We start from the raw sequence: 23,741 nt of genomic DNA on the forward strand, positions 1-23,741 counted from the left end.
CGCAGGATGAAGACTCCGAGCGAGGAGTGACTTCTACATGCCGGGTGGGATCTGTGCACTGACCACTGGGAAGGGAGCCATCACGTCAGTGACCGGCGCACCGCGTCGACGAGCGACACTGCACGGACATCGTCTGAGCCGCTGATGATGTGATTCATGGCGTAGCCGAAGGCGATGCCCTGTTCCGGGTCGGCGAAGCCGAGGGAGCCGCCTCGGCCGTTGTGGCCAAAGGCGCTCGGCCCCGTCAGGGGGTTGTCTTCGGTGGGCAGTTGATATCCGGAGCTGAACCGGCTTGGCGCCACCAGCACCTGATCCATTCCGGCTGCCTGCTCCTTGGTCGCCAGAGCGAGGGTTTCGGGCGTGAGCAGACGGGCGCCGTCCACCTCGCCGATCAAGGCGGCGTACATACGGGCCAGCCCGCACGCGGTGCCGATGCCATTGGAAGCCGGGAGTTCCGCGGCCTGCACCTCGGGTGAGTTGAAGTCGATCGCGGCAGGGTCGGTCACCATGTACGCCCTGTTGCTGAACGAGTCCGGGTCGCTCCAGGCGGCGACCTGATCACGTAGTTCCTCGGGGACAAGCTCCGGAGCCACAGTCGTGAGGTCCACGGCAGGCTTGCTATGCACCATGTGACTGACCCGTTCGCGTTCATGCGGCGGCAGCCCGATGAAGAAGTCGAGGCCCAGCGGGGCAGCGATTTCGTCAGCGAGGAAGCGGCCCGGCGTGCGGCCGGAGACTCGGCGGATCACCTCACCGACAAGCCAGCCCCAGGTGCGGCCGTGATACCCATGAGCGGTACCCGGAGTCCACACAGGTTGTTGCGCTGCCAGAGCCGCTGCCATCGGGTGCCAGGCCAACGCGTCGTTCAACGGGACCGGTTGATCCAGAGCGACCAGGCCAGCCTGGTGGGACAGGAGCCAGCGCACCGGGATATCTGCCTTGCCGCTGGCGGCGAACTCCGGCCAGTACGTGGCGACGGGAGCGTCCAGGTCCAGCTCGTCTCGCTGGGCCAGCAGGTGTACGACGGTCGCGGTCACTCCCTTGGTCGCCGAGTAGACGAGTTGCAGGGTGTCGCGCGTCCATGGTCGGCCGGTGCGGGGGTCTGCGATGCCGCCCCACAAATCCACTACCGGGTGGCCATCCCGGTACACGCACACTGCCGCGCCGATGTCTCCGTGCCTGGCGAAGTTCTCCGCGAACGCCTCACGCACCGGTTCGAAACCGGCCGCGACCTCACCGCCGATCACCGTCATGCCGTCCATCGTGACACTCCCGACGCCTGCTTCCGTGGGCGGCCCGGCTCTCGGCGTACGGGGCCGTACCAGCGTCAGGAAGCGATGGGCAGCGCCTTCAGACGCTCGCGGAACTCGCGAACGGCTGGGACAGACGTGTTCGGTTCAAGCCGTGCGGAGAACTCATTCAGGCGGCCCAGCGCTCGCATGGAGCTGACCTTGTCTTCCAGGAGTTCCGCTCCGCGGTTCGCCGCTTCGAGCGCCCCCTCCAGGTCGTTGCCGGCGAGCCGGGCTTCAGCCAGGCGCGCAGTCCGTACGGCCATGTCGCGGGGTGCGGCCCTGTTGACAGACGTCTCCAATGCACTCGTCGCGCGTTCCACCTGGCCCGCGCGCAGCAAGACCTTGCCCTCGGTTGACTTGAGCTGAGCCTCGCCGAACCAGTCAAGCCAGTCGGGGCCTTCTCCTTCTGTGTGACGCCCCCAGTGAGACGTAGCGCGGTTCAGCGCCACGCCGGCTCTCTGGTGGTCGCCATCGCGGGACAGCGCTTCGGCCTTGTGCAAGTAGAGGAAGGACTGGGTGTAGGGCGACAACGTTCGCGGTGCGTTGTCGATGGCGGTGGAGATGAGGTCCACCCGCTCGGCAGTCCGGCCAGCCTCCGAGACCTGGACCCCCATCTCGGCCAGGACGAAGGCGCCGAAGGCGTCGTCCCCAGCGGTACGGGCGCTGCGCAGGGCTCCGATGTAATACCGCTGTCCTGCGGAGCGCAGCCCAGCGTCATAGGCCATCCAGCCGGTCAGATGTGACACGCGGGCGGCTAGTGCGTAGAGACGGAGGCGGATCGTGTCCGTGTACCGTCCAGCGTCAAGGAGACCCGTGATCAGGGCGAGGTCGCCCCGCGCTTGCTCCAGGAGCCGAGCTCCGCCGAGTTCGTCGTCGAGCGCGCGGAGGGTGCTGATGCGCTGCTCGATCGTCGAGACCATCGTGTTGGTGACGCGATCTCCGTTGAGCGCCGAGGCGAAGGCGGAGGGGGCCTCGGCCCAACTTGCCGCCAGTCCCGTCAGGGCGACGCCGGTGATCGTGAGAAAGCCTCGGCGGTCCAAGCATCCACTCCCCACCAGATCTGTCAGTGCCTCGACGGTCCCGGCCTCGTTCCAAGGAGTGCTGAGCCCGGTCACTTCCCATACCGGAAGCCAGTATGGCCAAGCCGTAGCCTGCGCCCTTTCGTGCGGCACACGCAACAGGTCGGCGAGGACGTGTCGCGCATCGGCGTCCGGCTCCTGGCCCTGCTCCCATTTCCACACGGTGGTGCGGTTGGTCGCGAGCGGGACGCCGAGCGACTTCCCCTGAGCCTGCATGAGTCGCGCGAACTCGGCCTTCCCCCAACCACGCGACTGACGGACGTAAGCCAGTGGGTGGACTGCTAAGGGCTCACCAGGCACATCAGCTCTCCCGTCATCCCCTTGCGGCGTCGCTCGGAGGCTACTCGCCACGCACGTGCGTGGAAGGGCGTCCCCAAGAGAAACCCCCTAGAAACGTTCCCGGCTTGTCCGCTCCGGCCGTTGACTGAGATCAGCCGCTCAGGAGCAGCGCGTCGGCGCCCGTTCCGGACGGTCACCTCAGATCGGCGGCTCCATCTCTGTGTCCCCCCATCGGGGATGGAGCCGCTCTCCAGCTCTTCGGAGGCGTCCGCCATGCTCACGCTCGTGTCTCACTTGGCCCTCACGGGCACGAAGGAAGAGGTATCGCCCGCTCGCCGCAGGATCGTTGCCAAGGTGCGTGAATGGGGCGTCCCTCTGGATGACGAGACAGCCGACGCAATTCGCCTCGTCGCCTCCGAGCTCATCACCAACGCCATGGTCCATGGCAGCGGGCCTATCACAGTCACCTTGTCCCACAGTTCGGGCAGCTTGGTGATCGACGTGCTCGACACCAACTCCAAGGTGCCGAAGTCGGGTTGCTTGGAGGCGGAGGACGAGGGTGGTCGTGGTCTGGTCCTGGTGGACTTCCTCGCGGCTCGGTCGGGTTGGAAGCGCGTCCAAGGCGGGAAGCACGTGTGGGCCGAGATCGCTCTTCCGAAGTCGGATCCTGCCGATGAAGCTGCCGCCCTGAGCCAGTTCTCTGGGGCTCGATCACCGAGTTCTCGCGGCCGAACCGTGCCGTCGTCGCTCGCTTTGGCTATCGCCTGATGGGGCGGCATACGTTACGCCTGGCGACGATGACTGAACCGGATGTCGTATTCAGGCCGACGCGTCGGGATATCGACCCAGCCACAGGTGAGCTCACTGCGTACGCGCTCTGGGACCGCCACAGCTGGGAGCCGAGCGGCGAGTGCTGGCTCTGGTGCGGACGTCACGGCGTCGAGGTGACGTGGATCGGGCCTGTCCTCTCCAGCGGCATGCACGCGGCCCTCTACTCCTGCCGCGCCTGCCTGTACGAGCTGGACCAGCGCGTCCTGCAAGCCAACATGCGCCAGGACCTTGCTCTCCCCCAGGTTGACGGACCGAGACCTTCGCGCTGAGAGCACCCCTCACGATTCCGCGGTCCCCGCATCTCCGTTCCCCTGCGGCCGTGGGGACGGCTTGCAGTACGCACGTTTGCCATCGCGCAGGCACCGACGGAGCCTGCGCGATCCAAAAGGACTTCCCGCCGGAACCCCGGCGGGAGAACCGAAGAGGAAGGAGCACGAGGTGGCACAGAGTACGACGACAACGCCGCCGGCCCCGAGTGGCCTCCTGGTGGCGGTGGAGGAACTGACTGCCGTCCACGACCGGTACGACAGCCTCCGGTCCGACAACCAGGGAAGCTCCGGCGACTCGCCGTGGCCGGGCGGTGACGGAAACCTGACCGACACCGAGTAGCACCCAGGCGGCGGGGGCGACAGGGCCTTTCGTGTCGCCCCCGCCGCGTCCACGTTCACGTAACCGCACTCAAGGAGGCAGTGATGGAACACCAACTGATCAGCGCCATCGAGAGAGCACTGGGATGGAGTGGCCCGGAAGAGATCGGCAAGGGCTTCGCGCGCGGGAACATGGGCGACCCTGCCCTCGTCTCCCGCATCCTCACCCCGAACCGCCTGCTCGACATCGCCATGCGCAGGAGCCTCAGCCGCCCGCAGTTCCGGTGCTTCCAGAAGGGGGACGAAGTCCATCCCGCCGTCTACTACACCGACAGCGTCAGCCCCCGTGGCCAGAGCATCCCCATGGTCAACATGCGCAGCCTGGGCCGACTGCTGGACGAAGGCGCGACGCTCATCCTTGACCAGGCCAACGTCTTCGACCCGACGATGGAGGTCGCCTGCCGGGCGTTGCAGTGGTGGTCACACGAGCGGGTTCAGGTCAACGCGTACCTGACGACGAACGATGCGGCAGGCTTCCCTCTGCACTGGGACGATCACGACGTGGTGATCGTCCAGCTCGCGGGCGAGAAGGAGTGGGAGGTGCGAGGCACCTCTCGCCCGGCGCCGATGTACCGGGACGCCGACCCCAACAGCACGCCGACCGAAGAGATCGTCTGGTCCGGCGTGATGAGGACCGGCGACGTCATGCACATCCCGCGGGGCCACTGGCATCAGGCGACCCGGACCGGTAACGGCTCGGGAAAGAGCCTCCACGTGACGTTCGGCATCACCAAACGCACCGGAGCGAGCTGGCTGGCGTGGCTGGGTGACTGGTGCCGCGAGCAGGAGATCTTCCGGCACGACCTGGACCGCCGAGACCAGGTCGGCGGCCAAGCCCTGCTCGAAGCCGCCACCCGACTGATCGGCGAGCGCTCCCCTGCCGACTACCTGGCCGCGTACGAGCAGGCGACGACGCTCCCCCGACACGTCCCGTATCTCGACATCCTGGCCCCGCTCGACACCGTGGTGTGCACCACCCACTTCCCGCCCCAGATCCACGAGAGCGGGGAGACCGTCACTGTCGTGGCTTCGGGCAAGCGGCTCACCCTCGCGGCCAAGGCCGTGGCCGCGCTGCGGCTGCTGCTCAGCGGCCGACCCGTCTCCCTGGAGCGCGCGGCGGCCCTCGTCGGGGCCGAGGTGGCGGAAGTGGCGGAGATCCTGGTGAAGGAGGAACTGTGCGCGACACTGACCCCCGAATTGTCCTCGGGCTACACCGGTCTCGTCATGAACGTCGGATCTTGATCGGCGCGTTGGACCTCGGTCTGACCGCGCTCGACACCAGCACCAACTATCTCCGCTTCCGTTCGCACGAGGTTCTGGCACGGGTCGCCGGCGACCTGCTGCCGAAGTTCCATCTCTCCACCAAGGTGGGCTACTTCCCGGGCATCAGCGGGGCCGAACACTCCCTCGCCCCCGAACGACTGCACAGCTCGGTGGAGGAAGCGGCCCGTGCTCTCGGGCGGGAGCCGGACCTGGTGTTCCTGCACAACCCGGAACACTCGCTCACGCCGGGCACTGACTGGTCGCGCGAGGCCCTGGCCGAGGCGTGCACAGCCCTCGCCAGTGCGACATCACGCGGGCTGTGTGGCGCGTGGGGCATCGCGACCTGGAACCCTACGGCGCTGCCACCTCTGGTCGACGCATCCGCGCCGACCCCCTCCACGCTCATGGTGCGGGCTGGCTTGCTGGTGGGTGCCGCAACACTCGATGCCGCCGAGGCCCTGATGGAAGCGTGGGGCCTGAGCATGGGCGCGATGTGGGGGATGAGTCCTTTCGGCGGCAGCACCAAGGCACCGGTGTGGGCTCGGGCCGACGCCCGCGTCTTCCTCCGCGACGGCAGCGGGTACTCCCGTGCACAAGCGGCCTTCCGGATGGCCTACCAGCTGCCGAACGTCAGCGCCGTAGCCGTTGGGACGGACGAACCCGCGCACCTCGGAGAACTCGTCGGCGCCCTGGCCGCCACCCCCGACGAACAGGCAGTCGCCGAGTACCGCACGCTGCTCCGTGACCGCCCGCGCACTCAGTCCGTCTGAAGGTCTTGGACGATCTGTTCCGCCATGTGCCGCGCAGGCTCCAGCCGGGGGTCCTGCGGGTGAGCGTCCGGGCCAAGGATCTTCGAGCACACGAAGAGCGTCATCAGCTTGCCGTCCCGGCTCGCGAAGTCTGCGCGCCGTTCTCGCAGCACGCGGTCTGCCAAAGCGGGGACGGCGAGCGAACTAGCCCACAGCGATGCGGAATCCAACCCACGCGGCGCGTTCCCCCAGTCCTCCCAATCGAAGAGACAGAAACTCGGCGCACTCATGTTGGCCCAGTTCAGATCGGCATGAGCAGGCACCCACTGCTCAATGGTCGTGTCGAAGGAGCGGGGAAATGCGCTGTGGATGGCCTCGGTGACGAGGGCCTGCGTGACGGACTCGGTGTCCGGTGAGGCGACGCGGCTCGTGCTCTGTGCGGCGAGAGCGTCCAGCGAGGAGTTGAACGCGCGCCACCATTCGTCCGGGAGCTTGGGGTCCTCGCTCAGCACGGCGGTACCGATGGGGTTTCCGGGCAGGATCTCTGTCTCGTCGGCACGCCACATGGCCGGCTCGCCTGCGTCCCGCCACACCACGCTTCCCTGCCATACGGGTTGGGCGACGCCCATCAGACGTGCGGCGCACTCGGTGCCGTTCCAGCCCTGGTCACTGATCTTGCTCAGCAGTCGGCGCTCGATCCGCACCCAGGTGTCACGGTCCGTCCGGGCACCCACGGAACGGCGCTTGCGTACCACGGTATTCCGGTCGAAGTGCGTCTGAAGCGACCGCTCAACATGATCAAGAGCGTCGTCGACAGGCTGGACTCGCAGATCGACGGAATGACCGGTGGGAACCGAGAGCGTCATGAGGCGACCGTAGCAGCGGGCCCCCTCTGTGCGGTCCGTCCTAACCTCTTCCGGTTCGCCCGGGGGAGACGGGAGAAGTCTCCAGAGACGCGGCGGCCCGCTTCATCTCCGTCGATACGATCTTCCCGCCCATCCTGGCCATACTGGAGGAACAGCAGTGACGCAAAAGAACACGGGTGAGCAGCCAAGCATCGCCGCCGTCACCGTCGTTCACGAGGGCTGTGTGCTCATGGTTCTCCGCCGGGTCAGCGAGGGGCCAGCTCTCTCGGCAGTTCCCAGCCAGAGAGGTCGGGCCAGGTGGGGAACGTGAGGCGCCGCCGTACGGGAGGCCCGGGAAGAGACAGGGCCGACCGTGGCGGCGATGAAGCTGCTCGGCGAGCGCGTTCACCCGAAGACGGGCAGCCTTATGTACCACACCGCCTGTCAGATGCTGGGCGGTACCGCTCTCGTCACAGACACCGAGGAGCTGGACGAACTGGCTCCGCCAGCACTACCTCACTAGCGCGGGTCGAACAGCGTTCGCTCCAGCTGGTGCCACTCCGGCTTTGGTGCAGCAACTGGTCGTACGACAGTGAGAAGTCGTCCGTCGAGACACACGTCAAACCGTCCTTCCGACCGTGCCATTCTCTCTCGCATCGCCACCTGTCGGGGCGGCCTCTCAGCAAGTACTCCAACCATGACTTCGTGCTTCGCGGCCCCCAAGGCATCCGCTGGTACCCATCGGCCACGTACTGAGATTCCCGCGAGAGTGGCCTCTTGTGTTGGTTCGGGGGCGGTCTCGTAGAGTCTGCTCATCGCTTCCTCCGCGATTTCCTGTGGAGGCCGTGTGGGTTCTTCCACCATGAGCCCAAGTGGTTTGAGCCCCGTGATCTCCTCGCCTGCAACACCGCTGGCCATCGCTCCCGTCGGGGACTTCTGATTCGTCGGGAGAGCGCCTGGGCCAGAGGCTGCATCCGCTCCTGACTCGCCGAAGGGCTGCTCCTGGCTGTTCCCGTCCTCCGTGTCTGCCCAGTCGGTCAGCCATGTGTCTCCCGATCCGCTGGCTTCGGGGATGAAGATGTCCACAGCCACCCCCGCCGGACCGACGTAGACCCAGCTCATGAAATAGGAGTGGTCGCCGTGCGCAGCAGACCAGGTCGTGAGCTGCGCGAGTCGCCGTCGTTGTTCTGCGAGAAGGCGCTTGGGCAACAGCGCCTTCTGCTTGCGATACCGTCCACGAGCCTCTCCTGCGATTGGCCCCTCTGGCACATGGAACAGCAGATCAGGGCGTACGCCACTGCTTTGATACGACTTCGACAGAGGTCGCGGAAGAGCATCAAAGCTATTCAGCTCGTGGGTTCCGTCCGTCCACGAGAACAAGGCTTCACTTGCTGCGGTCAGCAGCCCAAGGCCCGCGCATTCGCTGACGAAGCTGCGTATGTGGCGAGAACTCGCTATGAGTGACTGGTGATCGAGCTGGAGGGGGCTCCCTGCTGGAGCATCGACGTAGCTGAGAAGAAGGCGGGCTTCGAGCTCCTTGGTCTGAAGGTCCACGACGCTTTGCAGGTCGCAGGCCAGTGCGTTGATGTGGACCAGCCGAGCCAATCCAACCGGCAGTTGACCACGACCGACGATCCATGCAGCTCCTTGTCCACTTGACCGCGGTGCAAATCGCCAAACCCGAGCGTTGACTGTGTTCACGTCGGCCCTCCCTCATCAATCACTTCATGCCTCCCGTCAGCTGCCAGCCGTACACGAAGGCGACGATATCGACGGCCTCTGACAGTCGCTTGGTCTGGAGACAGTCCGGTGCTCACGCTTGGTCGATGCGCTAACGCCCTGGGCGGCCCGCTCGGCGAGCCGCAGGACCCGCTGAGATACCCCCGACGGAGCTGGGGCTGCTTTCCAAGCCACTCAGCAGCGTCGAGCGGCGGCGGGCGGCTTCGGCGCGAAGGTTGGGGGCCGGGTTGCGGCTGGTGTGCTGGATGCGGGTGAGCAAGACACGGGCGGGTTGGCGGGCGGTGGTCAGTTCGCGTTGGGCGGCGGTTTCCCGCAGGAGCTGAAGGGGTTTGTAGCCGCCGGCTTCGGCGTCGGCGAGGACGGTGGCGAGGGCTGGCCAGGCGGGGTCGGTGAGGATGCGGTCGGCGTGGTCGGGGACAGCGGCGCGTACGTCATGGGCAAGGGTCCGTCGGGCCTGTTCGGTGGGGTGGCGGCTGGTGAGCTTGTCGACGACAGGCGCGAGGGCGTGATCGGCGGCGTTCTGGAGGTGGTGGAGGGTCTGGCGGGCGGCTTCGGCCTGGTGGGCATGGCTCCTCGCCTCGTGCCAACGGGCGGCGACAATCGTGGCCCAGACAAGAGCGGCGAGCAGAGCGGCCAAGGCACTGCCGTCGGGGCCGGTGGCCGTGTGAGCGATGTCGCGGGCCGCCCGACGCAGGGTGTGGGCGACCTGGTTCCCGGCCCGAATCTGGGAGCGCTGCGCGCGGGCGAATGCCCGTGAAGCGGCTCGTAGGTCGGCACGGAAGTGGTCAGGGACCTTCTGGGCGGTGGCCTCGATGAGTTCGCCGAGCGCCGTGATGTGGGCCTGGGCGTGGGTGTCGTCGGCCATGTCGGAGTGGAGGGTGTCGAGAGCTTCGGTGGCCTGGTGCCAGGGGGTGGTTGGCCTCTCTCGGCGGGCAGTGGGGTGTTCCTCTGGCGCGGTGGTTTCCAGGCGGGCCTTGAGCTTGCGGAGGGTGAGGTCGGGAGCGATCTTTCCGCCGGGGTGGAAGATCTGTTCGCCGTCCTTGTTGAGGTCGCCTGGGCGGCCGACGGCGTAGCCGAGGAGATCTCCGGACGGTCCGCGGCGCGGCTTGACCGCGATGCCGTCAGCTTCGAGATAGGCGAGGAGTTCCTCGGCACTGCCGGTGTGAGGGATGGCGGCGCGGATACGGTCCTGGAGCCAGTCGCGGCTGGTCTCCTTCCAGCCGAGGCGTTCGGCCTTGTGCATCTCCGCTTGAGTGGGGCGGCGTCCAGCGGTGCGGTCGCCCTTCTTCAGTTGGCGTAGGCCGTAATCGGTCTCGATCTGGCGGCAGGCGTCGCCGACCCGGATGCCGCTGTCGTGGAGTTTGGGCCGTCGGCCGTCCTCACGGACGGTGGTGGCGAGGATGTGTATGTGGTCGTCCGCGTGGCGCACGGCGACCCACCGGCAAGCCAGGTCGTCGCCGGGCGGGGCGATGCCAGCGGCTTCGACGATCCGCTGGGCGATGTCGGCCCACTCGGCATCGGAGAGGTGCCGGTCCTCGGGGGCTGCGCGAACGGGGCAGTGCCAGACGTGGTCGGTGACCTGCCTTCCGAACTCGCTGTTCCGAAGGTGAACGGGCTCGTCGAGGTGGCGGGCAAGCTGGGTGAGGGTGGCATCAGGGTCGCGGCCGGGGTCGGGCATGCCGAGCATGGCGAAGCCCGCGACGATGTGCGGGTCGAGATGTTCGTCATGACGGCCGGGGCCGTAGAGGTATGCGAGCAGCCCGCGGGTGTTGGCTCCGGCCGGTTTGATGGCGGCGATCACGCGGCCTGGTCCTTCCTGAATTCTGCGGGTTCGCGCAGGGCCTCGGCGATCAGCTCCAGCAGGTGGTGCAGCTCGTCAAGACGGTCACGTATGTCGGGCGGGGTGAGGTCGCTGTTGAGGGCACGGGCGATCTGGTTGACGTTGACACCGATCCGGTTGAGTTCGCGCAGGACCTGGGCGCGGAACATGTGGGTGCGGCGGCGGTCCTCGGACAGCGGCAGGTTGGCGGTGAACCTGCCGGCGATGAAGGCGAGAACGATGTCGGCGGCGAAGCCGGATTCCCCTTTGTAGCCGTGTTCGGCGGCAGCCTCCTGGAGCGCGGCGTTCTCGTCGCCGGTGAAGCGCAGCGGGCCGACGCGGACGGTCCGCTTGGTACCGGTGAAACGGCGGATCGCCGGCTGCACGCTCTGCACCGCTCCCTCGCCAGCCGTCGGCTCGACGGCAGATGCGGGGCGGAGGATCTGTTGCCGTACGGCGTGAAGCTTGTCCGAGTCGGGGCCGCCCTCGGCTCCGACCTCCCGGTCCGGCGCCCCCTGGCGCTGGGCCGTCTCCGCCACCCCCGGGGCGGAGATCCCCGAGGACCGGCCTTGAGTCGGACTCGGGGTACTACTGGCTCCGCCAGGGGCCGTCCGTCCGAACGCCCGCCGCAGACGTGACAGCAGCGTAGGGGACTGCGGCGAGACAGGTGGTGCAGCAGGGGTGTCGTCAGGTAGGGGCTGGCTGTGCTGCAAGGAAGATGCTCCAGGTACGACTCGGCGAACAGGGTTACGGCGTCTACGTAACGCGGCCATCACGTTGTCCACAGGTGTGGAAATCTGCGGGGCGGTTGGCGGGTGCTCGGGTGACCGGAAGGGTTCCGGTCACCCGAGCAGGCCCGGCGTCAGCGCTTGGAGACTTCGATGCCGGTGGCTTCGAGCTCCGGCCGAAGCAGCTCCATCACTTCGGTCTGCCGCTCGCTGCCGATCGTCAGGTCTCGGTCCTTCACGGCCGCTCGGAGCAGGCCGCGCGTGAGTTTGCCGTGCTGGTGACCGGTGGCCCGTCCGATGTCCGCCAGTTCGGCGATGGTGGCTTTCGGCGGACGGCCACCGGTCGGTTTGGATTTGGGCACCTGGGACGTGGGTTCCGTCCGCTCGTCTCCGGAGGCTTGCGGGTCGTCGGCAGCGGCGTCCTGCCATAGGCCGGCACTGACGTCACCGACCGGCCGGTTCCGCGCGTGTCCGGAACCGGTGTCCGCTGAGTCGTCGGCCGGTGCGACGAGCTGGTGTATCTGTCGCATCAGGACGCCGAAGGCGACCATCGCGGCGGCCGGAGGAACGGCAGCGACCACGTAGTCGAGGAGCGGGACGCTGCGTGCGTTGTCCGTGCCGCTGACCCCGGCGACGTTCGATGTGATGGAGCCGATCGATCCGGCAGCGGTGACGGCGATCGCCCAGAGGTCGGTTGTACGCCGCAGCGCAGCGCGAAGCATGAGGAGTTCGCCCGCGACGATGAACGCGTCCAGTGTGGCGGGCCAGGCCCACCGGCGGATGGGGGATGCGCCGAGCCCGTGCTGGCCGGCGACGTCGGCGAGGTGCGTGTAGGACAGCCAGAATGCTCCGGCTGTCAGGGCGACGATGACGGTGCCGGCCAGGCCGAGTGCGAGCTGCTCGGCGTCAACACGTTTCTTCGGCTGCCCTTCGGTGCGAGCGTCATCTCGTAGCTGCGGTGATGGCGTGGTGAGGTGCGGGGCGGTCAAGCGGGAAGCTCCTGGGGGTAGCTGTATGTGGCGTCTTTGCCGTCTCGGCCGTTGCACGTGCAGGTCAGCGCGGGACGGCAACGCTTGGGAAGTGCCGTCTCGGCGGGCAGCACCAGCGTCTTGTCCCGACTCGGGACAGGGAAGCGGCAGCTTCCGGTCCGGTTCTGTCCGGTGGGGGCTGCACCTGCCGGGACGGCTGCGTTGCGGTAGCGTCCCGGCGAGCAGGACTGTGACCTGCGGTGATACGGCGAGGACGCTAGGGACGGGGCAAGACGGATCTGGACGCCGCCCCCTTGGCTGGCTACACGTGCGGAGACGCGTGCGTTGCCGTCTTGCCCTCGGCTGCCGTCTTGCCGGCGTGTGCCCTGACCTGCGAGATCACGGCAGGGACGGCAAGTACGGCAAACCTGGGAGGTGGGGGTCAGCCTTCGCCACGACGGGCGTCGACTGGGTGGACGGTGGGGCAGTACCGTCGCCACGCGTCGAGGAACTTGTTGCGCATGTAGCCCTTGCGCTGCGACCGGTCGGCCATGCGCACGTTGCCGGGCCGGATGCCGTAGTCGCGCAGCATCCCGCTGAGTTCCCGGGAGGTCAGGCCGTAGCGCCCCCGCTCTCCCCACGGGGCTTCGGCGTCGGCGTTCAGGTAGTGCAGGAGGTCCTCGGTGGAGAGGCTGTCCGCCTCCCGCTGGGCGAAGAAGACCCGTCGGATGTCGGCGAGGATGCGCGCCCCGCTGGGGTGCTCGCCCTCGGCCGCCACCTCGGCGTCGACCATTCGCGCGCACGCGATCCGCGCAAGCCGCGGCCAGCGACCGCCTGCCAGGTCGGCGACGATCACCAGGGGTTCCCATGTGTCGGCAGCTCGGTCCTCGACCGGCATGTCCGGCTCCAGGCTCGCGGCGTCCTCCAGCAGCGGGAGGGCCCAGGTACGGATGCGGTCGCGCAGCTCGTGCAGGGCTGGGATGTCGCGTCGCGAGCGGAAGGGTTTGACCTTCTCACCCTCGGCCCTGCGGCGCATGCGGATGACGACCGACCGGTCCATGACCGTGTCCGGCAGGTCTCCGATGCCCGCGATGGCCGCCATGGCGAAGGTGGCGAACTTGTGCGGGGTGTGGTCGTTGCCCACGACCCGGGTGACGTACCGGCCGCGCTGGTGTCCGGCGTTGAGGAGACCACGTGTCTCCTCGTTCTTCTCCGCGACCTTGGGGCCGAAGATGGTGTCGGCCTCGTCCACCAGCAGCGTCGGCGGCTCTTCCTCGTTGATCGAGCGGAAGATGGCCGCTGGTGTGGTGTTGATGGTGAGCATCGGCTCGTGGACCGTCTCGGTCAGCACGTCCAGGAGCCGCGACTTCCCGCACCTCTTCGCAGGCCCCACCACTGCCAGCCGTGGGGCGTGCTGCCACGAGGGCTGGAGCTGCGTTGCCGCCACCCACAGGGTGATCGCGTCCAGCGCCTCGGATGAGGGCGGGATCACGAACTGGGCAATCTGGGCGCGAAGTTCGCCCAGCAGCTCCGAGCCCGGTGTCGGCTCCGCGTCGGGGATGGACTCCAGGCCCCTCGCCGGATCTGCCTCGCTGCCCCTGCCGTCGGCCGTACCGTCGTCCAGGTCCGCTATGGCACCGTCGGCTCGCGCGGTGCGCAGGTAGGTACCGGGCTGGCCGGGGATGGCTGTGGCGGGCCAGGCCGCTCGGGCAGGGGCGGAATAGAAGTCGGGGTTCTCGGGTTGCACTGGGCGGCTCCTCGTCTGGCGGTGTCGGGCTTGCACGCCCCTGCCGCCGGGTCGGTTCTCATGGGATTGCTGGGGAGTCTCGGGGCCTCCGGCGTTGCACCGCCGGAGGCTCTCCCTCTTCTCACGGGGGTTTCGGCACCGCGAGCGACCACGGACAGTACGTCCACGCCGTGCCACAGTCCAGCGTTTCTGTGTCAGCTCAGCGCAGAAGCGCCTGCGGTACGTCAGACGCTTTACGCTGCCAGGCCCAGCAGGGCCAACAGGTCTGTGGTCACTACCCGGTAGGCATTCCCGAGCCGAAGTACCTTGCACGGGTACTGGCCGCGCTTGGCCAGGTCGTACCCCTTGCTCCGGCCGAGCCCCAGCGCCCGGTTGCCGGTCTCCAGGTCAACAGCAGCAGGGAGCCTCAGAAGCTCCTCGCGGCTCATCCCCTTCGCTCGGCCCGCCTCTTCGTTCTCGCGCATGCGCACTCCATCCATGACTGAGCCCACGGCGAACGCGACCTCCGCGCCCGTCTCCAGGTCTTGGAATCAACCCTAAGCGAGCTAATGTGTCTCTATGACACAGCCCCGTAGTCACCATGGATCAAAGAAGGCCGACGACGAGGACGACGTCCCGGAGTGGGTGGACCAGGTCATGTCCACCGTGGCCGGCGAGGTCCGCAGACGACGGAAGGAACTTGGTTGGAGCGCACAGGACTTGGCCGACAAGTGCGAGGAGATCGGCCACCCGATCCCTCGCAATGTCATCGCCAATATGGAGTCAGGACGCCGCTCCAACCTGCCCTTGGTCGACGTCATCGTGCTAGCCGAAGCACTGAACACCCCGCCCATCTGCCTCGTCTATCCCGTCGGCTACGTCGACGACGTGCAGCGACTCCCGCTCCAGCACCCCACCACGTCGCTGGACGCGCTGCGCCGGTTCACCGGGGAGGAGACCGACCTCGGAGCGGACGACGACATGCTCCACTACTTCCGCGCCCACCACGCTGCCCAGGAGCGACTGCGCAGCGCGCAGATCGACGAGGAGCGTGCCCGCTACGACGCCGCAACCGCCCCGAACACCGGCCGGAAGGCCGAGGCCCTCCGCGCCCAAGCGCGCGCCGCCGAGGCGGCCGACGAGGCCAAGAGTCGCCTGCACAGAATCCGCGCCTTCATCCAGGAAGAGGGCGTCACGCCCCCGTTCCTCTGGCCCGACGTGGTCAGCGCTGTCGAAATGCCCGGGAGCGATCCCGACACGACCGAGGAGAATGATCTTTGAAGGGCTCCACCTACCGCCGCTGCTCCTGCCGCGACCCGAAAACCGGCAAGGAACTCGGCACCTCCTGCCCCAAGCGCAACAGCAGGAACCACTGCACCTACTCCATACGCCAGGAGCTCTCACCGCGAGAGGACGGCAGCCGCCGCTCCTTCGCCCGGGGCGGGTACGGCAGCCTCAAGGCGGCCCAGGCCGACCTTGACCACGTACGCGCCCTGCTCGGGCTCGCCGACTCGGACGACCCTGAGGGCACTGAACTCCTCGCCGAGATGCTGGCCGAGGTCAGCCGCGAACGCTCGCCCCTGCCCGATGTCGAAGAGACGCGGCGGCGTCTCAACGCCGGCCAGGACCTCATTGGCAGCCTGACCGTGGCCGAATGGCTCGATCGGTGGCTGTCCGGCAAGCGCATACGCAAGTCCGGCCTCAACCGCTACGAGACCGACATCCGCGTCCACCTGAAGCCGCGCATCGGCAACCGGCGTCTGGACCGGCTGCGCGTCAGCCACCTCAGCGAGATGTTCACGGACATCAGCGACGCCAACGCCCAGATCCTGGAGGACAACGCCCAGCGGCGAGCCGCGATCGACGAGTTGGCGACCGTGCCGTGGAAGGGCGTCGAGAACCGAGCCCGACGCAAGGCGATGAAGGCCGCGATCGACGAGATGCCGCCCTTCCGGCGCATCACCGGCCCCGCCACTCGTCAGCACGTCAAGGCGACCCTTCGCGCGGCCCTGAACGACGCGATCGGTCAGCAGGTCATCACCTTCAACCCCGCCGCCCATGTCGAGATCGACCCCGTGCGCAAGCCGAAGGCGCTCGTGTGGACGGACGAGCGGGTCGCCAAGTGGGAGCAGACGGGCGAGAAACCGTCGCCCGTGATGGTCTGGACGCCGCAGCAGGCCGGTGCCTTCCTCGACTTCGTCGCCGAAGACCGGCTGTACGCGATGTGGCACCTGATCGCCTTCCGCGGCCTGCGCCGTGGCGAGGCGTGCGGGCAGCCGTGGTCGGAGACGAACCTCGACACCCACTCGCTCACCGTCTCATCCCAACTCGTTCAGGACGGCTGGGAGATCGAGGCATCCGATCCCAAGACCGACAGCGGCTACCGCGTGGTCGCGCTCGACGACGACACCGTCAACGTCCTGAAGCGCCACCGTGAACGCCAGACCGCAGCCCGCGAGGAGTGGGGTTCGGCCTGGGTGGACACCGGCCACGTCTTCACACAGGAAAACGGCTCCTGGCTCCACCCCGGCAAGGTGACCGACCTCTTCGAGCGCCTTGTCGCCGCCTCCGGCCTCCCGCCGATCCGCCTGCACGATCTGCGCCACGGCGCGGCCACCCTCATGCTCGCTGCCGACATCGACATCAAGATCGTGTCGGACACGCTCGGGCACAGCGACACCCGGATCACGCGGGACATCTACCAGAGCGTCCTGCCACAGGTCGGCAGGAGCGCCGCCGAGGCGACCGCGAAGCTGGTCCCCCTTCAGCGCAAGGCCGAGGCGGAAAAGGCCGCACGCAAGGCGGCGAAGAAAGAGAAGGCCAAGAAGGCCACAGCCAAGAACTCCGGCAAGGCTAAGGGACGCAAGCCGACGGACAAGGCGAAAGCCCAGGCCAAGGCGGACAAGAAGGCCAAGCGCCGGGCGCCCAAGAGGTAGGTCCCCGAGCGGCTCCGCTCACGCATCGCTCACGCAAGCAAAGTCACGGCACCCCAGCCACGTACCCCGCCACGCCCCGAGCAACAGAAAACCCCAGGTCACGGGCAATGTGACCTGGGGTTTCGCTGAGCCGCTTTCGGGATTCGAACCCGAGACCTACGCATTACGAGTGCGTTGCTCTGGCCATCTGAGCTAAAGCGGCGTGCTGCGTGCACCTAGGGTGCGGTCGGCAACGTCGGTAAGTCTACACAGTTTCCGGGGGTGCTTCGTACCGGCCCCGGGGAGGGGGGCCGGAACCGAAGCAGGGGGCTACGAGCAGCGCTTGCCGGCGGGCGGTGGGGTGCCGTGGAGGAGGTAGGTGTCGATGGTGGAGTCGACGCAGGTGCTGCCGCGGAGGTAGGCGGTGTGGCCGTCGCCGGCGTAGGTCAGCAGGTGGCCGGAGGAGAGCTGGCGGGCCAGGGACTGGGCCCAGCGGTAGGGGGTGGCCGGGTCGCGGGTGGTGCCGACGACCACGATCGGGGCCGCGCCCTGGGCCGTGATGCGGTGGGGCTCGCCCGTGGCCCGCACCGGCCAGTACGCGCAGTTCAGCGAGGTCCAGGCCAGGGCCTCGCCGAAGACCGGGGACGCCTTCTCGAACGCGGGCTGCGCCTGCCGCAACTGCCGGGGGCCGGTGAAGGCGGGCGGCAGGTCCAGGCAGTTCACGGCGTTGTTGGCCATCATCAGGTTGCTGTAGTGGCCGTTCGCGTCGCGCTCGTAGTAGCTGTCGGAGAGGGCGAGCAGCGCCGCGCCGTCGCCCTTCATCGCCGCGGCCAGCGCCGCGCGCAGCCGGCCCCAGGCGCCCTCGTCGTACATCGCCGCGATCACCCCGGTGGTGGCCAGCGCCTCGCCCAGTTCGCGGTCGCCGCCCGTCGGGACGGGGTGGCCGTCCAGCCGGTGGAAGAAGGCTTCGAGGTGACCGGCGGCCTGCCCCGGCGTCGTACCCCTGCCGCCGAGCGGGCAGTCCGCGCGGCGCAGGCAGTCCGCGGTGAACGCCTGGAACGCCGTCTCGAAGCCCTCGGCCTGCTCCAGGTTCACCGTGCGGGAGTCCAGGGAGGGGTCCAGGGCGCCGTCCAAAACCATGCGGCCCACCCGGCCCGGGAAGAGGCCGGCGTAGGTCGCCCCGAGGAAGGTGCCGTACGAGGCCCCCACGTAGTTCAGCTTCGGGTCGCCGAGCGCCGCGCGGAGGATGTCCATGTCCCGGGCCACCTCGACGGTGGAGACGTGCCGCAGCAGCCGCGCCGAGTGCGCCCCGCATGCCTGCGCGAACTTCTTGTCCGCCGCGACCGCCGCGTCCTGCTCGGCCTGGTCGTCCGGGGTCACGTCGGTCCCCGTGTACGTGTCCATCAGGCCGTCGTCGAGGCACTCGACGGGCTCGCTGCGGGCGACGCCGCGCGGGTCCATCGCCACCATGTCGTAGCGGGCGCGGACCTCGGCGGGGTAGCCGACACCGGCGTACTGCTGGAGGTAGCCCACCGCCGAGCCGCCCGGACCGCCCGGGTTGACCAGCAGCGAACCGAGCGGCTTGCCGCTGCCGGTGGCGGCCTTGCGGGTCACCGCGAGCCGTACGTCGCCCGCGCCCGGCCGGTCGTAGTCCAGTGGCGCCTTCATGGTGGCGCACTGGAAGCCCGGTACGCCGCAGTCGCGCCACGTCAGCCGCTGCGTGTAGTACGGCGCCAGCGCCGCCGGGGTCGCGCGCGGCAGCGGGGCCAGGACGGGGGCGGCCGCCGCGTCGGTCCGCGTCGACGCCGCCGGCGACGGACCGGCCGAGCCGCCGGGGGAGCACGCGGCCACGAGGAGGGCTGCGGTCACCAGGGCGGCGGCCGCGAGCCGGGAGCGGGCCGCGGGGCGCCCGCCGCCGGGCCGGGAGGGAGAGGTCCTGGTCTGCATCAGGCGAGGGTAACGGTGGGCGACGCGCCGGACGCGGCGAGTTCGGATTGTCGCCCCGTACGAGGTACGCGCCGGGGAACCGGCGTCCGGAAGGGCATCTCAGCCCGCCCGCAGCGCCATCGTCATCGCCTCCACCGCCAGCAGCGGCGCCACGTTGCGGTCCAGGGCCTCGCGGCACGCGGCGATCGCCTCGATGCGGCGCAGGGTGGACTCCGGGGAGCTGCCGCGGGCCAGCCGGTCCAGCGCGTCCTGCGCGTCGGCGTTGGCGATCGCCACGCGGGAGCCGAGCTGGAGGGCGAGGACGTCGCGGTAGAAGGTGGTGAGGTCGCCGAGGGCCACGTCCAGGCTGTCGCGCTGGGTACGGGTCCTGCGGCGCTTCTGCATGTCCTCCAGGTCCTTCATCACGCCCGCCGTGCCGCGCGGCAGCCGGCCGCCCTGGACCGCGCCGAGCGCCGCCTTCAGCTCCTCGGCCTCCCTGCCGTCCATCTCCTCGGCGAGCTGCTTGGCGTCCTCGGCGGCCGCGTCGACCAGGTCCTGGGCGGCCTTGAGGCAGGCACCGACCTCGTCCAGGCGCAGCGGGAGCTTCAGGACGGCGGCGCGGCGCTCGCGCGCCGCCGGGTCGGTGGCCAGGCGCCGGGCACGGTCCACGTGCCCCTGGGTGGCGCGGGCGGCGGCGGCCGCGGCCTCGGGTTCGACGCCGTCGCGTCGTACGAGCATGTCGGCGACCGCCTCCACCGAGGGCGTGCGCAGGTTCAGGTGGCGGCAGCGGGAGCGGATGGTCGGCAGGACGTCCTCGACGGAGGGGGCGCACAGCAGCCAGACCGTGCGGGGGGCGGGCTCCTCGACGGCCTTGAGCACGGCGTTCGCCGACTTCTCGTTCAGCCGCTCGGCGTCCTCGACCAGGATGATCTGCCAGCGGCCGGTGGCCGGGGCGGTGTACGACTTGCGGACCGTGTCGCGCATGTCCTTCACCAGGATCTCGGCGCCGACCGCGGCGACCGTGGTGACGTCCGCGTGGGTGCCGAGCAGCGCGGTGTGGCAGCCGTCGCAGAATCCGCAGCCGGGAGCGCCGCCGAGGGCGCGGTCGGGGCTCACGCACTGCAGGGCGGCGGCGAAGGACCGCGCCGCCTGGTTGCGGCCCGCGCCGGGCGGGCCGGTGAACAGCCACGCGTGCGTCATCCGGGACGCCTCCGGCAGCGGTTCGTCCGCCGCGGCGGCGGTGACCTGGGCGTCGGCGTCCCGGGCGGCGGCGTCCAGCACCGCGCTCACCTTCTCCTGCCCGACGAGGTCGTCCCACACGCTCATGGGTCACGCCGCCCTTCCGTCACATTCCGCGTCCCGGCCTCCATTGTGCGGGTGGGGTCCGACAACGGGGGCATCCGCCGCCGCCGCCACCCCCGGTGCCACGCCCACGCCTCCCCCAGCGCCACCCCCACGCCTCCCCCGAAGCCGAACGGCGCCCGTCCCTGCTCCGGCAGGACGCGAGCGCCGCTCTGGACGGACCCGGGATCAGCCCCGGCGGCCTCCGCGGGGCCCGTCCTCGTCGTCGTACGACCCCAGCAGTTCGTCCGCCAGCGACGGCAGGTCGTCCAGCGGGGTCTCCTCCGCCCAGTCCGGGCGCGGGCGGCGGCGGGCGCCGTCGGTGCCGGGCCGGGGCATCTCACGGGTGCGGTCCTCGGAGCCGTCGGGGCCCGCGGTCCGCTCGTCGCGGAAGAAGCCGCGCGGCATCCGGTCCGCCGGGGCCTCGTCGCGCACGGGCGGCAGCACGGCCGTCTCGTCCATGCTCAACTGCGGCAGTACGGCGGTCTCGTCGGCGGCGCCGGAGGGCACCTGTGGCAGCACCGCCGTCTCGTCCGCGGCGCCCGCGACGGCGGGCGGCTGAGGCAGCTCGGCGGTCGTCTCGGCCTCGGAGACGGAGTTCCGGGTGTCCCGGGCGTCCCGGGTGTCCCGGGCGTCCCGGGTGTCCTGGGCGTCGCGGTCGTCCTGGGGTTCCCGGGTGTCCCGGGTGTCCCAGCCGGACGGCTCGTCCCGGTCCGGCGAGACGATCGGCGTGGGCACCGTCTCCTCCGCACCCGGCCCCGGCGACACCACCGGAGTGGCCACGGTGACCGCGTCCGAGGTCACACCCGGGGCCTTCGGCTGGGGGCTGCCGGACCTGCGGGCCGCCACGTCGGCCGCGGCCGCGGCCTCCGCCGCCTGACGGCGGGCCTCCTCGGCACGGAGCAGCGCCTCCTCCGCCTTGCGCTGCGCCTCCAGACGCCGGGCCTCCTCCTCGGCCCGCGCCTTGGCCTGCCGGGCCTCCTCCTCGGCGCGGAGCCGGGCCTGGCGGGCCTCCTCCTCCGCGCGGAGCCGGGCCTCTTCCTCGGCCTGCTTGCGGCGGCGCTCCTCCTCGGCCTTGCGGCGCGCCTCCTCCTCGGCGCGGGCCTTCTCCTCGGCGAGCAGCCGCTGCCGCTCCTCCTCCGCGCGCCGGGCTGCCTCGGCCGCCCGCTGCCGGGCCTCCTCTGCCTGCCGCTCGGCCTCGCGGCGCTGCGCCTCCTCCAGCTCGCGGCGCTTGCGCTCCTCCTCCTCGGCGCGCAGCCGGGCCAGCTCCTCCTGGCGCTCGCGCTCCAGGCGCTCCTCCTCGGCCTTGCGCGCGGCCTCTTCCTCGGCCTTGCGGCGGGCCTCCTCCTCGGCCTTCCTGCGCGCCTCCTCCCGGGCCTCGATCTCGGCCTGGGACAGCGGCAGCACGGTGTCGAGGCGGTGCCGGATGACGGTGGTGACGGCCTCGGGCTCCTGCCCGGCGTCAACCACCAGGTAGCGGCCGGGGTCGGCGGCGGCGAGGGTGAGGAAACCGGCCCGCACGCGCGCGTGGAACTCCGCGGGCTCCGACTCGAGCCGGTCCGGCGCCTCGGTGAACCGCTCGCGGGCGGCCTCCGGGGAGACGTCCAGCAGCACGGTGAGGTGCGGCACCAGCCCGTCGGTCGCCCAGCGGTTGATGCGGGCGATCTCGGTCGGGGACAGATCGCGCCCCGCGCCCTGGTAGGCGACGGAGGAGTCGATGTAGCGGTCGGAGATCACCACCGCGCCGCGCTCCAGGGCGGGGCGGACGACGGTGTCGACGTGCTCGGCGCGGTCCGCGGCGTACAGCAGCGCCTCCGCGCGGTGGGACAGGCCCGCCGAGGAGACGTCCAGCAGGATCGAGCGCAGCCGCTTGCCCACGGGGGTGGCCCCCGGCTCGCGGGTGAGCACGACCTCGTGGCCCTTGGCGCGGATCCACTCGGCGAGGGCCTCGGCCTGGGTGGACTTGCCGGCGCCGTCGCCGCCCTCCAGGGCGATGAAGAAACCGCTCGCGGCCGGTGTCTCGACCGGGTCGTCGCCGCCGAGCAGCGCGTCCTTGAGGTCCTGGCGCAGCGGGATGCCGGAACGGTCGTCGACCTTGGCGAGCACCAGCGCGGCCACCGGCAGCAGCAGCGCGCCGACCAGCATCAGCGTGAACGAGGCGCCGCCGTGCGCGAACACGAACCGGCCGTTCTCCAGCCGGTGCCGGCCGATGAGGCCGGCGACCACCGGGGCGATCACCGCGCCGAACGCTATGAAGACGCGGACGACGGCCTGGAGGTGCTCGGTGACGCGGGCCCTGCGGTAGTCCTCGGTCTCCTGGTCCAGCAGGGCGTGCCCGGTGTTGGCCGCGATGCCCGCGGCGAGACCCGCCAGGGTGACGATCAGCAGCACCGTGGTGACGTCCGGGACCAGCCCGGCGGCCAGCAGCGCGACGCCGGTGAAGGCGATCGCCAGGGACAGCAGCCGGCGCCGGGACAGCGAGGGCAGCAGCGCGGGGGCCGTGCGGATGCCGACGGCGACGCCGCCGGTCAGGCCCAGGACCAGCAGGCCGTACAGGGCCGGGCCGCCGCCCAGGTCGGTCGCGTGCAGCACGCACACGGAGACGGCGGCCGCGATGGCGCCGGCCACGGCGGCGCAGGCGGGGACGAGCAGCGGGATCGCGCCCGTGCGCCCCTTGTCGACACCGGCGCCGGTGCGCGGGCGGCGCAGGCCCTCCAGCGGGGACCGCGCGCGCGGGGTGCGCGTGTCGGGCAGCTCCAGGAAGGTCAGCAGGGAGAGCGAGGCGGCGAACAGGCCCGCCGCCACGTACGACGCGAGGGCCGCGTGGTGCTGGTCGAACCAGGGCACGCCGGTGCCCAGCAGGTTGTTGAGCAGGGCGGCGACGACCAGGGCGGCGGCCGCCAGCGGTACGGCGAGGAAGCCGGTGCGCAGCGCGAGGCGGCGCAGCGCGTCCATGTGGTCCGGCAGCGGCCGCACGGTCGCGCCCTCCGGCGGCGGGGCGGGCAGCAGGGCCGGGGCGGCGCTCTCGCGGCACACCGTCCACAGCCGCTCGGCGACACCGGTGACGAAGGCGGTGACCAGCAGCACGGCCGGCGCGTTCGCCGGCGACCAGTCGATCCACAGGGGGGCCACGATCAGCAGCGCGGCACGCAGACCGTCGGCGCCGACCATGGTCCAGCGGCGGTCGAGCGGGCCCTCCGGGGCGGTGAGCGTGTTCAGCGGGCCGAGCAGGACCGCGCCGAAGAGCAGCGCGGCGAGGCCCCGGGCCGCGAAGACCGTCGCGACCGCGAACGCCACGCCCCGGTAGCCGCCGCCGAACGCTCCCTGGGCGATCGCCGCCTGGAGGACGAGTACGACCAGGACCAGGAGGGCGAGGGTGTCGCCGACACCGCTCACCAGCTGCGCGCTCCACAGGCGCCGCAACTGCGGTCGGCGCAACAGGGAACGTACGGCGCGCTCGCGGGAGTCCGCGACCAGGGCGTCGTCCGGTTCTGGAGTGTGGGCCGTTGGCTGCTCGGCTCGCGTCATGCGTTCAGCCTATCCGCAGCCACCGACACCACACCCCGCACTCCTGGCATGCGCACGCCCCGACA

General features: G+C 70.1%; 18 protein-coding genes, 1 tRNA gene and 1 pseudogene. 7 read left to right on the top strand and 13 right to left on the bottom strand.

Annotated features, from left to right (window positions below):
- Positions 1–80: 80 nt before the first annotated feature.
- Together AB0927_RS21325 and AB0927_RS21330 are read right to left on the bottom strand one after the other, a co-directional pair.
- Positions 81–1,253: a serine hydrolase domain-containing protein gene (locus AB0927_RS21325; RefSeq protein WP_366669266.1), complete on the bottom strand. Its 1,173-nt coding sequence runs from the start codon at positions 1,251–1,253 to the stop codon at positions 81–83.
- Between the two features lie 74 nt (positions 1,254–1,327).
- Positions 1,328–2,671 carry a transcriptional regulator gene (locus tag AB0927_RS21330; RefSeq protein WP_366669230.1) on the bottom strand — a complete coding sequence of 448 codons (1,344 nt, stop codon included), beginning with the start codon at positions 2,669–2,671 and terminating at the stop codon, positions 1,328–1,330.
- A 252-nt stretch (positions 2,672–2,923) separates the two neighbouring features.
- On the opposite strand from AB0927_RS21330, the gene AB0927_RS21335 reads away from it, so the two are divergent.
- The 4 genes from AB0927_RS21335 to AB0927_RS21350 all read left to right on the top strand — a co-directional run bounded on the left by AB0927_RS21335 (position 2,924) and on the right by AB0927_RS21350 (position 6,161).
- On the top strand, positions 2,924–3,418 hold the full coding sequence (locus AB0927_RS21335) for an ATP-binding protein (RefSeq protein WP_366669231.1): 495 nt from the start codon (positions 2,924–2,926) through the stop codon (positions 3,416–3,418).
- 501 nt (positions 3,419–3,919) lie between these two features.
- Entirely contained in the window at positions 3,920–4,090 is a 171-nt protein-coding gene (locus tag AB0927_RS21340; RefSeq protein WP_015507450.1) for a hypothetical protein, read from the top strand.
- A gap of 83 nt (positions 4,091–4,173) precedes the next feature.
- Positions 4,174–5,370, top strand: a complete 1,197-nt coding sequence (locus AB0927_RS21345) for a cupin domain-containing protein (protein WP_366669232.1) — start codon at positions 4,174–4,176, stop codon at positions 5,368–5,370.
- Entirely contained in the window at positions 5,364–6,161 is a 798-nt protein-coding gene (locus AB0927_RS21350; protein ID WP_366669268.1) for an aldo/keto reductase, read from the top strand. Before AB0927_RS21345 ends, AB0927_RS21350 begins: the two co-directional genes overlap by 7 nt.
- On the opposite strand, the gene AB0927_RS21355 is transcribed toward AB0927_RS21350, so the two are convergent.
- Complete coding sequence (locus AB0927_RS21355) at positions 6,149–7,006, bottom strand: hypothetical protein (protein ID WP_366669233.1); 858 nt, start codon at positions 7,004–7,006, stop codon at positions 6,149–6,151. The two genes, AB0927_RS21350 and AB0927_RS21355, sit on opposite strands and share 13 nt — an antisense overlap.
- Before the next feature lie 157 nt (positions 7,007–7,163).
- Here AB0927_RS21355 and AB0927_RS21360 point away from each other — a divergent pair.
- A pseudogene (locus AB0927_RS21360) lies at positions 7,164–7,487 on the top strand (NUDIX domain-containing protein); the annotation flags it as partial.
- 17 nt (positions 7,488–7,504) lie between these two features.
- Here AB0927_RS21360 and AB0927_RS21365 read toward each other — a convergent pair.
- The 6 genes from AB0927_RS21365 to AB0927_RS21390 all read right to left on the bottom strand — a co-directional run bounded on the left by AB0927_RS21365 (position 7,505) and on the right by AB0927_RS21390 (position 14,451).
- The gene (locus AB0927_RS21365) at positions 7,505–8,686 is read right to left on the bottom strand and encodes a hypothetical protein (protein ID WP_366669234.1); all 1,182 of its coding nucleotides are present in this window, start codon (positions 8,684–8,686) and stop codon (positions 7,505–7,507) included.
- Positions 8,687–8,816: 130 nt separating this feature from the next.
- The gene (locus AB0927_RS21370; protein WP_366669235.1) at positions 8,817–10,526 is read right to left on the bottom strand and encodes a mobilization protein; all 1,710 of its coding nucleotides are present in this window, start codon (positions 10,524–10,526) and stop codon (positions 8,817–8,819) included.
- Positions 10,523–11,083: a MobC family plasmid mobilization relaxosome protein gene (locus AB0927_RS21375; protein ID WP_366669236.1), complete on the bottom strand. Its 561-nt coding sequence runs from the start codon at positions 11,081–11,083 to the stop codon at positions 10,523–10,525. The genes AB0927_RS21370 and AB0927_RS21375 overlap by 4 nt, the downstream gene beginning before the upstream one ends.
- 323 nt (positions 11,084–11,406) lie before the next feature.
- The gene (locus AB0927_RS21380) at positions 11,407–12,261 is read right to left on the bottom strand and encodes a DUF2637 domain-containing protein (protein ID WP_366669237.1); all 855 of its coding nucleotides are present in this window, start codon (positions 12,259–12,261) and stop codon (positions 11,407–11,409) included.
- A gap of 421 nt (positions 12,262–12,682) precedes the next feature.
- The gene (locus AB0927_RS21385; protein WP_366669238.1) at positions 12,683–13,987 is read right to left on the bottom strand and encodes a DUF3631 domain-containing protein; all 1,305 of its coding nucleotides are present in this window, start codon (positions 13,985–13,987) and stop codon (positions 12,683–12,685) included.
- A gap of 233 nt (positions 13,988–14,220) precedes the next feature.
- Complete coding sequence (locus AB0927_RS21390; RefSeq protein WP_366669239.1) at positions 14,221–14,451, bottom strand: hypothetical protein; 231 nt, start codon at positions 14,449–14,451, stop codon at positions 14,221–14,223.
- Positions 14,452–14,545: 94 nt separating this feature from the next.
- Between AB0927_RS21390 and AB0927_RS21395 the strand changes: the two genes are divergently transcribed.
- Both AB0927_RS21395 and AB0927_RS21400 read left to right on the top strand, forming a co-directional pair.
- Entirely contained in the window at positions 14,546–15,247 is a 702-nt protein-coding gene (locus tag AB0927_RS21395) for a helix-turn-helix transcriptional regulator (protein WP_366669240.1), read from the top strand.
- A complete protein-coding gene (locus AB0927_RS21400; protein ID WP_366669241.1) occupies positions 15,244–16,902 on the top strand; it encodes a tyrosine-type recombinase/integrase in 1,659 nt (552 codons plus the stop codon). The genes AB0927_RS21395 and AB0927_RS21400 overlap by 4 nt, the downstream gene beginning before the upstream one ends.
- Before the next feature lie 128 nt (positions 16,903–17,030).
- Here the strand turns inward: AB0927_RS21400 and AB0927_RS21405 are convergent.
- From AB0927_RS21405 to tmk, 4 genes are all read right to left on the bottom strand, one after another.
- Positions 17,031–17,104 (bottom strand) — tRNA-Thr (locus AB0927_RS21405).
- A gap of 107 nt (positions 17,105–17,211) precedes the next feature.
- Entirely contained in the window at positions 17,212–18,828 is a 1,617-nt protein-coding gene (locus tag AB0927_RS21410; RefSeq protein ID WP_366669242.1) for an alpha/beta hydrolase, read from the bottom strand.
- A 99-nt stretch (positions 18,829–18,927) separates the two neighbouring features.
- Positions 18,928–20,133, bottom strand: a complete 1,206-nt coding sequence (locus tag AB0927_RS21415) for a DNA polymerase III subunit delta' (RefSeq protein WP_366669243.1) — start codon at positions 20,131–20,133, stop codon at positions 18,928–18,930.
- A 204-nt stretch (positions 20,134–20,337) separates the two neighbouring features.
- Complete coding sequence (gene tmk, locus AB0927_RS21420) at positions 20,338–23,676, bottom strand: dTMP kinase (protein WP_366669244.1); 3,339 nt, start codon at positions 23,674–23,676, stop codon at positions 20,338–20,340.
- Between the last annotated feature and the right edge of the window lie 65 nt (positions 23,677–23,741).

It is taken from the genome of Streptomyces sp. NPDC048106 (assembly GCF_040706415.1).
Classification (GTDB): domain Bacteria; phylum Actinomycetota; class Actinomycetes; order Streptomycetales; family Streptomycetaceae; genus Streptomyces.